The sequence below is a fragment of the Confluentibacter flavum genome (genome assembly GCF_002843175.1).
Lineage (GTDB): Bacteria > Bacteroidota > Bacteroidia > Flavobacteriales > Flavobacteriaceae > Confluentibacter > Confluentibacter flavum.
The window spans coordinates 203948-214399 of the sequence record NZ_PJEO01000011.1; the positions used below are offsets into that span (position 1 = coordinate 203948).

6 protein-coding genes are annotated in these 10452 nt (G+C 37.4%); 5 read left to right on the forward strand and 1 reads right to left on the reverse strand.

Annotated elements, in window-relative coordinates:
• Positions 1-20 precede the first annotated feature (20 nt).
• The 5 genes from CSW08_RS02475 to CSW08_RS02495 all read left to right on the forward strand — a co-directional run bounded on the left by CSW08_RS02475 (position 21) and on the right by CSW08_RS02495 (position 9246).
• Positions 21-1838: a glycoside hydrolase family 2 protein gene (locus tag CSW08_RS02475; protein ID WP_238987186.1), complete on the forward strand. Its 1818-nt coding sequence runs from the start codon at positions 21-23 to the stop codon at positions 1836-1838.
• 204 nt (positions 1839-2042) lie between these two features.
• Positions 2043-2978, forward strand: a complete 936-nt coding sequence (locus CSW08_RS02480; RefSeq protein ID WP_106658321.1) for an alpha/beta hydrolase — start codon at positions 2043-2045, stop codon at positions 2976-2978.
• Complete coding sequence (locus tag CSW08_RS02485; RefSeq protein WP_203226839.1) at positions 2890-3798, forward strand: SGNH/GDSL hydrolase family protein; 909 nt, start codon at positions 2890-2892, stop codon at positions 3796-3798. Before CSW08_RS02480 ends, CSW08_RS02485 begins: the two co-directional genes overlap by 89 nt.
• A gap of 65 nt (positions 3799-3863) precedes the next feature.
• A complete protein-coding gene (locus CSW08_RS02490) occupies positions 3864-7127 on the forward strand; it encodes a glycoside hydrolase family 2 TIM barrel-domain containing protein (RefSeq protein WP_106658322.1) in 3264 nt (1087 codons plus the stop codon).
• A 10-nt stretch (positions 7128-7137) separates the two neighbouring features.
• Positions 7138-9246 carry a beta-galactosidase gene (locus CSW08_RS02495; RefSeq protein ID WP_106658323.1) on the forward strand — a complete coding sequence of 703 codons (2109 nt, stop codon included), beginning with the start codon at positions 7138-7140 and terminating at the stop codon, positions 9244-9246.
• Positions 9247-9442: 196 nt separating this feature from the next.
• Here CSW08_RS02495 and CSW08_RS02500 read toward each other — a convergent pair whose 3' ends face one another.
• Positions 9443-10348 carry an IS982 family transposase gene (locus tag CSW08_RS02500; RefSeq protein ID WP_106657880.1) on the reverse strand — a complete coding sequence of 302 codons (906 nt, stop codon included), beginning with the start codon at positions 10346-10348 and terminating at the stop codon, positions 9443-9445.
• Positions 10349-10452: the final 104 nt, after the last annotated feature.

Genomic DNA, 10452 nt, shown 5'->3' on the forward strand with positions numbered 1-10452 from the left:
AAAATAAATGCATAAAATAAATGATACAAAAAAAAAGATTTTTAAAAAGTTGGAAAATAGGTTTTAGAGGAAATTTTTTAATGGTTTTGCTCTTTTCCCTATGGGGTAGTTATTTACAAGCCCAAACAGCAATGATCAATGTTCAATCTCGAAATTTGACAAGTTTAAATGGTGACTGGCAGGTGATTATAGATCCATTAGGCGCAGGTGACTGGAAAGAGGTCTGGAAGGAAAAAAAGCCTGAAAAAAAGACGGACTTTATTGAGCATTCTTTTGATGGAGGCCCTATGTTAAAAGTACCTGGCGACTTTAACTCGCAACTATGTGAACTCACTTATTTTGAAGGCAATGTTTGGTATAAAAAAGTATTCAATTATAAGTCTGACGCAGAAAAAAGGTTATTTCTCCATTTTGGGGCAGTAAATTATTTGGCAAACGTATACCTTAATGGTGAAAAAATTGGAAGCCATGAAGGAGGATTTACGCCTTTTCAATTCGAAATTACTGATAAAGTAAAAAATGGAGATAATGTTCTAGTTGTTAAAGTAGATAACAGACGTTTAAATAATGGCGTACCTAGTGCGGGATATGACTGGTTTAACTATGGCGGGATTACCCGTGATGTTAATTTAATTGAAACCAACAATACTTTTATAGAAGATTATTCCATTCAACTAAAAAAAGGCAACTTAAATAACGTATTGGGATGGGTAAAATTAGATGGAACAAAAGCAAAACAAAAGGTAACAATTAAAATACCAGAGCTTAATAAAGTCTATAAAACAAAAGCAAACGATGACGGTTATGCCAGTGTTGAGTTTGCTTCGAATTTCAGTCTTTGGTCTCCACAAAATCCTAAGCGATATAAAGTCATCATTGAAAGTGAAACTGATGTGGTTGTAGATAGTATTGGGTTTAGGAGTATAGAAGTGCAAGGAACTAAAGTAGTACTGAATAAAAAAGACATTTTTTTGAAAGCAGTAAATATTCACGAAGAGAATCCACTTAAAGGCACTAGGGCACATTCAAAAGAAGATGCCTTGCTACTATTGAATACTGCCAAAGAATTGGGATGCAATTTGGTTCGTTTGGCCCATTATCCTCACAATGAAAATATAGTCAAGGAAGCTGAAAAAATGGGATTGATGGTATGGAGTGAACTTCCCATTTATCAATTCATGCAGTTCTCCGATAGTGTTGTCCCACAAAAAATGGAGACCATGCTCAAAGAGATGGTTAGCCGGGACAAAAACCGCAGTAGCGTTATTGTCTGGAGTCTGTCAAACGAAACATATCCGGGTACACCAAACCGAAATGAAGCGCTTGTTGAACTAACTCAAAAATGCAAGACATTGGATTCAACCCGATTGATTACCAATGTTATAAATTCGCAATCTTATACGAATAATTCATTCATCGTTAGGGATGAACTTTACAAGTATTCCGATTTGGTTGCCCTTAACGAATATATAGGATGGTACCTCCCATGGGAAGGAAAACCTGCTGATGTGACATGGGATATCTCTTTTCCTAACAAGCCAGTGTTTATTTCTGAATTTGGAGGCGAGGCTGTATATGGAAATAATACAAAACCAACAGATGAAGCTGCCAACTGGACAGAAACATATCAGGAGCAAATTTATAAGGATCAAATAGAAATGTTCAATACAATTCCCAATTTAAGCGGCGTGTGTCCTTGGCTATTATTCGATTACAGGTCATTGGGAAGGATGAATCAGCTATATCAAAATGGGTATAATAGAAAAGGGCTGTTATCTGAAAAAGTAGAAAAGAAGAAAGCTTGGTATATTATGCATGATTATTTTAAAACAAAATAATATACGGCATTAAATAATTCATTTAGTAAGATATATTTTAGTACATGACAAAAATTGAAGCGTGTCACATTGAGCATTATCGAAAATGAAAATACATTTTTATTTGAAGATAAAAGCGTAGTTTACGAAAGACTCAAACTGACATCTCAATATATTTTGATTTTTGTCATGTACTAATAAGATAAATCCAAATATCAAAGAATAATGAGTCTTCAAAATTTTAAATCATTAATACTGGTATGTATCTGTCAAATAGCAATAGTTGCTAATACGTTCGGTCAAAGTCAGGTTATTGATCTTTGGAACGGAAAGGTTCCTGGGGCAATTACCAATACCGATTACCAACAAATTGTTGATTCTGCAGATAATTGGACAAAGATGCGATTTGTTACCAACCCTACACTTGATATGTACCCCGCTCCTAAAGAAATGGCAACAGGTACGGCGGTCATTATATGTCCGGGCGGTGGTTATTGGGGGCTTGCTATTGATCATGAAGGAGCACAGGTAGCCAAATGGTTGAATAGTTTAGGCATTACCGCTTTTGTGTTGAAATACCGATTGCCCAATGATGCTCTTATGGTCGATAAATCTGTTGGTCCTATACAGGATGGACAGGAAGCGATTCGTATTGTACGCCGTAACGCAAAGGAATGGGGAATTGATTCTACAAAAGTTGGAATCATGGGATTTTCAGCAGGAGGACATCTTGCATCCACACTATCAACCCATTTTAATGAAAAAGTATATGAAGTAGCTGGTTCTATCAGTGCTCGCCCCGATTTTTCGCTATTGATTTATCCAGTAATTTCTATGGAAGAAAGCATCACGCATAAAGGTTCTCAAGTGAATTTATTGGGAGATAATCCATCTTTAGAGCGAAAAAAGCATTTTTCAAATGAGTTACAGGTAAATGAAGAAACACCACCGGCATTTTTGGTTCATTCCATAGATGATGGTGCGGTACCAGTGCAAAATAGCATTGGGTATGCATTAGCCTTGGAAAAATACAAGGTTCCCTGCGAACTTCATATTTATCAATCTGGTGGTCATGGATACGGCCTTGGAAGAACGGAAAACACAGAATCTTCATGGCCAGATGCTTGTAAAAAATGGCTTAAAGCAAGAGGTTTTCTATAATGAAGTAATGAATTTAGATAAGGAAAAACAAAATGGAATGATGGCAAAAGATTCCTCTCGAAGAGATTTTATTAAACTCATGTCGGTAGCTGGGGTTGCTGTAACAGGATTATCCACGGCGTGTTCGAATATAAAGTCAATAGTTCAAAAACCAGAAAAGGAAAATTTGTGTTTTTTATTCCAGGGTGATTCAATCACAGATGGTAATAGGGGACGAAATGAAGATCCTAACCATATTTTAGGACATGGATATTGTTTTGCAGTTTCCAGTAGGATTGGAGCCGATTTTCCGCAGTATGGTTTTCAATTCATAAACAGAGGGATTAGTGGCAATTCGGTAAGGGATCTTGAAAAAAGATGGCAAACGGAGACATTGGATTTGAAACCGGATGTATTAAGCTTGTTGGTTGGTATCAATGATGTGAACGCAATAATTGAGGGAAAAGAAGAGGCCACAGATGCAAAAACCTTCGATGCGACTTACCGTAAGTTACTCACTTTATGTAAGGAGCAAAACCCAGATATGTTGATCGTACTGGGATTGCCCTTCTTTTTTGCTTCTGGATGGCGTAAAGATCAATATGAAAAGTGGCATCCAATAATCCATGAAAGAGCAGAGATTGTAAGACAGATTGCTGCCGATTTTAATGCTGTCGTGATTGATTACCCACAAGTTTTTGAGAAAGCACAACGAACCCCTATTGATTATTGGATTTGGGATGGCGTGCACCCAACAGCATTTGGACATGAATTGATGGCGTGTGAATGGATCAAACAAGTTAGTAAACGGTTGAATTTTTTAAAGTTGTATACCGATTAAGATATATAAAGCTTAAAAAATTGAGATCGATTTTAATATGAAAAAATTAAAAAACAAATAATACAATGAAAGAAAAAAGGTTTCCCATGGTAATTGCCATTTTATTTTTATCAATCAATGCAGTATTTGCGCAGCAACACGATTGGGAGAATGAACAGGTAATTGGTATTAATAAAGAGTTGGCCCATAGTGATTACATTCCATACGCTACCATTGATCAGGCTATTGCTGATTATGCCAACGAGTCGCCCTATTATCAATGTTTAAATGGAACGTGGAAGTTTCACTGGGTAAAATCTCCAGATTTACGTCCTGTTGATTTTTATAAGCCCAACTTTAATGTTAACTATTGGGATACTATAGAAGTGCCATCAAACTGGCAAATAAAAGGGTACGGCATACCCATTTACACCAATATAACGTATCCTTTTGTTAAAAATCCACCTTACGTAATGACCCCTGCTTATGTTGGTTGGACCAATAGTGAATTGCCAAATCCAGTAGGATCATATCGCCGCGATTTTGTTATTCCTGAGAATTGGGACGAGCATGAAATTTATTTGCATTTTGCTGGTGTACAATCGGCCATGTATGTGTGGGTAAATGGCAAAAAAGTAGGTTACAGCCAGGGAAGTATGACCCCTGCTGAATTTAATATCACACCATATCTTCAAAAAGGAGATAATACACTAGCCGTTGAAGTTTACCAATGGAGTGACGGCAGCTATCTTGAAGATCAGGATTTTTGGCGTTTGAGCGGGATATTTCGAGATGTGTATTTGTATGCCACTCCAAAATTCCACGTCAGTGACTTTTTTGTCACTTCGGAATTGAGTGACGATTTCACTTCAGCAAATCTCAAAACAACCCTTTCTTTTGAAAATAAAGGATACAAAGGTGCTGTAACGGTTGAAGGTTATTTATTAAAGGACGGTCAATCATACCAAGGCGAGAAGCCAATTTTTGTCAAACAACTGACCGCTTCTACTGTAGGCAAAAAAACATCAGAATTGGCCATCGATACAAAAGTTGATTATCCAGATTTATGGTCGGCTGAGGCACCTAATTTGTACCAGACCGTGTTCGTTTTGAAAAATATAACGGGTAAAACGCTCGAAGTGATAGCGTCCCATTTCGGTTTCCGAAAAATTGAAATCAAGGATTCACAGCTTTATGTAAACGGTAAAAGCGTACTATTAAAAGGAGTCAACCGTCATGATTTTGATCCCTTAAATGGACGCTATATCACCTACGAAAGTATGTTGCAGGATGTGAAATTATTCAAACAATTTAATATCAATACCGTTCGGACTGCCCATTATCCAAACCACCCCGATTTTTATAAATTGTGTGACCGTTATGGAATTTATATGGTTAGTGAGGCTAACCTTGAAACTCATGGTTTTGGATATGATGTGGGATCTTTGGGACATGAAATTCCATGGCAAAAGGCACATGTTGATAGGGTCGTATCAATGGTTGAAGCCTTTAAAAACCATCCTTCCGTCATTATATGGTCGCTTGGCAATGAAGCAGGAAAAGGAGTTAATTTTTTCGCTTGTCGTAAAGCTGCATTGGAATTGGATGCAACCAGACCTATCCACTATCAAGGTTATAATGAGGCAGCCGATGTTGAATCAATCATGTACCCTAGTGTGGAATCGCTAGATGATATCGGAGCAAAAGAGGATCCCAAACCATTCTTTGTATGTGAATATGCGCACGCCATGGGAAATGCTGTGGGTAACCTACAGGAATATTGGAATGTGATTGAAAGACACAAACGTTTGATTGGTGGCTGTATTTGGGATTGGGTAGATCAAGGAATAAAAAAAGAAGTTCCTGGAAAACCCGGGGAATACTTTTTTGCTTATGGTGGTGATTATGGTGATCGGCCTACCGATTGGAATTTTTGTATTAATGGACTAACAACACCAGACCGAGCCATTACACCTAAAATGGAAGAGGTAAAAAAAGTGTATCAATACATTGCCATAACTCCTGGAGATATTCCTAACGGTAAAGTCAACATTAAAAATAAGTACCAATTTATCAATCTTAATCAATTTGATTTGTCTTGGGAATTGAACAGTGATGGTCAAGTAATAGAAGCAGGGAATATGAATGCACTTAATCTGGAGCCTGGGAAATCAGCTGAGATCAATATACCGTTAATCAAGCCCCAATTGAAAGCGGGAAGCGAGTATTTCTTGAAAGTCATTTTCAAATTACACAACGATGAAAAATGGGCTCAGCGCGGACATGTAGTTGCTTGGGAGCAAATGGAAGCGCCGTTTGATGTGCCTGCTATTGAACCGATTCATCCAGAAACTTTATCCTCATTGACCTATCGTGAAGAAGGCGATTGGATACTGGTTTCAGGAAAAGCATTCAACATGAAATTTAATAAACGAGTGGGTACTATTACCGATTTGGATTATTTTGGAACACCTGTGTTGAAAACCAAACCAGAAGCGATTTATGGTATTCAACCCGAAACGAAAATGCTTTATAAAGATTCTGTGACAATTGCTCAAGTTGCTGGACCCATGCTGAATATTTTCCGCGCACCCGTTGATAACGATTACATGTTTGGGGGAGGATACGGTCCTAAATGGCGCGAAGCATCTTTGTATGATATGCGCCCAAAAGTGGAAAGCATTTCCGTTGGTAAAAAAGGTGATGTTTTGGTTATTGAAGCTGATATCGATTCCAAATCGTCTAAAGGCTACACCGTTCATCAGCATACAACATGGAAAATTTATGGCAACGGTTTTGTTGATGTGACTACCGAATTTGCCCCAGACAAGTTGGATTATCCATTGGCCAAACTTGGATTTTTATTGCAAATGCCAGAAGGTTTTGAAAACGTGACTTTTTACGGAGCTGGGCCTCACGAAAATTACCGTGATCGTTTGCAATCGGCAGCTGTTGGTCGTTATCAAACCACAGTTGATGATATGTTCGAACCTTATTTACGAACCCAAGATTGTGGTAATCGCTCTAATGTGCGTTGGTTTACCATTAGCAACCATAATGGAGTTGGCATGATGGTGACGGCTAGTAATTTAATGGATTTCAGTGCTTTGCATTATACACCGCTTGACCTAGAGAAAGCAAATCATCCGTATGAATTGACTCCTCGGAAGGAAACCATACTGACTATCGATATGCAGCATTGCGGATTGGGTGGTGGAAGTTGTGGTCCAGGTCCTTTAGACAGATATTTGTTAAAAACAGAGAAAGCAACCTTTAGTTTCTCTATTCGTCCATACGTTGGAAACATGGGAGACATGGGAGAAGTAGCCAAAACGAAACTTGATAATTAAAATAAGCATAATGAAGAACAGTAATAATCAGACAAAAGTTTTCAAAGCACTATTCATCATGGTCATGATGATTGCTGGATGGAATGTACAATCACAAAACGCTACTAGATTTTTTCCAGAAAATGACCTCATAACCACAGGTATCTATTATTACCCTGAACATTGGAACGAAAACCAATGGGAACGCGATATTAAGAATATAGCAGATATGGGATATGAGTTTGTTCATCTCGCTGAGTTTGCGTGGTATAAAATGGAACCCGTTGAAGGAACATTTGATTTCACTTGGTTGGATAAAGTCGTGAATCTTTGCGTGAAAAATAACCTGAAAATAGTCATGTGTACGCCTTCAGCAACAACACCAACATGGATGCGCGTAAACTATCCTGAAACCTTTATCATGGATGGACATTATATTCGTGCAGAGAATGGCACTCGAGGGTTAGGATCTACCGTTAATTCTAAATACCGCATGTTTGTCGGGAGGATTGTTGCCGAAATAGCAAAACGTTATGGACAGAACAAGAACGTGGTAGGATGGCAAATTGACAATGAGCCTCCAGCACTTGCTGATTATAGTCCAGATTCCCAAGAAGCATTCAGAAAATGGTTGAAAAATAAGTATAAAACTGTAGAAACATTAAATGCCGTTTGGGGTACAGCTTTTTGGAGCCAATGGTTTAATAGTTTTGATGAGATTGTAATACCGAATACCAATTTAGTGGGGTGGTGGGGCAACAATCCCCATGCGTTACTTGATTTTAAACGTTATTCAGCAGATTGTCAGGCAGATTTTCTTGATTTACAAGCAGGGATTTTAAGGGAACATATTTTAGATAATCAATATATAACTACAAATTATACGGCCATATGTACCAGTGCTGACCCACGAAGAACCAACAAACTTGATTTTGCTTCCTATACCGCCTATCCTAATAGAGGAAGCAACAATATAGGAGAAAATGGCTTTCGTTTGGGGGATGGCAAGTTAATTCTCTTTGCTTCTGAATATTATAAATCGGTTGGTGGTGTTTCGGGAGTTATGGAAATTCAACCAGGACCGGTTAATTGGGGAAGTTATAATCCTTTATTACTACCAGGTACGGTACGCATGTGGTTGTACCACACCTTTGCGGCAGGCGGTAAACTAGCATGCTCGTATAGGTTTCGCCAAATCAATTATAGTTCGGAGCAATATCATGCTGGTATCATGAAACCAGATGGGGTAACACCTTCTCCTGGAGGTGAAGAATATATGCAATTTATGGAGGATGTTAAATCGCTTCGTAAACAATATAAACCTAATAAAAAGATGCCTGAAAAATTGGTAGCACGATCAACAGCTATTCTTTGGAATCTTGAGAATTACTGGGTAATTGATAGGCAAAAATTAACTCATCAATGGGATACATGGGGCTATCCTGTGAAATTTTTAGAGTTGACAAAGTCTTTAGGAGCGCCTTCAGAAGTGATTTCGGAGAAAGCAGATTTCTCAAAATATAAATTTTTGATTGTACCCGCTTATGATTTGGCAGATTCAGTTTTGGTTAAAAGATGGAAAGATTATGTAGCTAATGGAGGCCATTTGATTTTAACGTGTCGTACCGCAACACGAAACCGTGACGGACATATCTGGGAAGGTGAATGGGCAGCACCATTATCTAATCTTATTGGCGCACATGTTGAGTCAACCGATATGCTTTCATCTTATAAAAATGGAGACATTTTAATGAATTCTACCCATTACAATTGGAATAACTGGGCCGATTTGCTTGCGCCTGAAAAAGGAACAGTAGTTCTTGCAACTTACAATAATCAATTTTATAAAGGAAAAGCCGCTGTTGTAAGACATAAAATTGGCAAAGGCTCTGTAACATATATTGGTGTAGATACGGATGATTCAAAATTGGAGAAAGATATTTTAAGTGATATTTATAAAACCGCCGGAGCTACTACGGAAGACTATCCAGAAGGGGTTTACGTTTACTGGCGTGATGGATTTAACTTCGCTGTAAATTATTCATCTGAAGCATACAACATGATCATTCCAGAAACCGCAAAAATACTTGTGGGTGTAAAAACATTAAAGCCTGCAGGAGTTGTAGTTTGGACTGAATAATAATAACCAATCCAATTTTATAAATATCACAACAACTATAACATTTGTTTTCTTTCCAATAATACCAAGATATGTTGTAGTTGCTGAATTCTTGGTGAAGGAAAAGTAAAAATTTAAACTACTTCCCAATCAAAAAATTCTAATATAATAATTCAATAAAAATGAAAATCAATAAACTAACGTGAGTTCGATGTAATTATAAAGTTAAATACAGTTGCTTTGTATCGACGAAGTTGTTTTTTAAAGAAGGTTTTCTATCTTTAAAATTATAGGCAATAAGTGAGGCAAAAATATTATTGAAGTAGTTGGTTACGCTTCTATGTCTAGAATGTTCAACTTGGCAAATGTTCTTGAGTTGGTCAAAAATAGTTTCGATAATGGCCCTTTTTCTTAAATGATAAGCATCTTGCACAGGGGTCAATAGTTTTGTTTTCATGTTCTTTTTAAGCTTGGTTACCAGATGCACTCCATTATAGAACAACTCAGTAAATAGATCTTTGGAGATGTAGCCTTTGTCACCAAAGAGCTTCCCAAACAGCTTTTTAACAAAGGCTTTGAAGCGTAAAGGTTTTCTATCATCCACATTGCCTTTAGTTATCATAAAATCAATGATACCGCCTTGGTCATTGGTGATTATGTGCAATTTGAAACCATAGAACCAACCCAGGGAACATTGTCCCCTTTGTGCCAAATCCTTGAATACCCTATGTTGGTTAATTCTTCGCTTGTCACAAACCCTTAGGGGCGTAGAATCTATAAAACTAATCCCCGTACAATTTGCCAATCCACAAACTTTGAGGTAAATAGCCAGGGGCATAAAGCTTTGCCCTTTGAGTTCCACCATACGATTATAGGATACCAGGTTTGGAAAATAACTGGTTAGATGTTTTGAGACATAGCCTATATAAAAATCCTTGAAGGTTTTATACCCGGATAAATGGAAAAGCACTTGAATGGTCATTACTTCAGAGAGGCCCATTTTTGAAGCTCTGGTGCGCTTTTTTCCATTGGCCAGTAGGCTTTTTTGCCAAAAAGGGACAAATTCAAGACAAAAATCATCAATAGAACAGAAAATTTCAGTAATTTTAGAATCGGAAATCATAGCGAAATATTTAGTTATATAATTGAAATTCAGAACTTTAATTTACTAAATTTTTCGCTTTTTTATTATAAATAAATCAACTTTTTTACGTCGAACTCACGTTA

Bases quoted from the DNA above. Each gene is read 5' to 3' on its own strand.
- CSW08_RS02475 (WP_238987186.1), top strand. From the start codon at position 21: ATGATACAAAAAAAAAGATTTTTAAAAAGTTGGAAAATAGGTTTTAGA.
- CSW08_RS02480 (WP_106658321.1), top strand. From the start codon at position 2,043: ATGAGTCTTCAAAATTTTAAATCATTAATACTGGTATGTATCTGTCAA.
- CSW08_RS02485 (WP_203226839.1), top strand. From the start codon at position 2,890: ATGGATACGGCCTTGGAAGAACGGAAAACACAGAATCTTCATGGCCAG.
- CSW08_RS02490 (WP_106658322.1), top strand. From the start codon at position 3,864: ATGAAAGAAAAAAGGTTTCCCATGGTAATTGCCATTTTATTTTTATCA.
- CSW08_RS02495 (WP_106658323.1), top strand. From the start codon at position 7,138: ATGAAGAACAGTAATAATCAGACAAAAGTTTTCAAAGCACTATTCATC.
- CSW08_RS02500 (WP_106657880.1), bottom strand. From the start codon at position 10,348: ATGATTTCCGATTCTAAAATTACTGAAATTTTCTGTTCTATTGATGAT.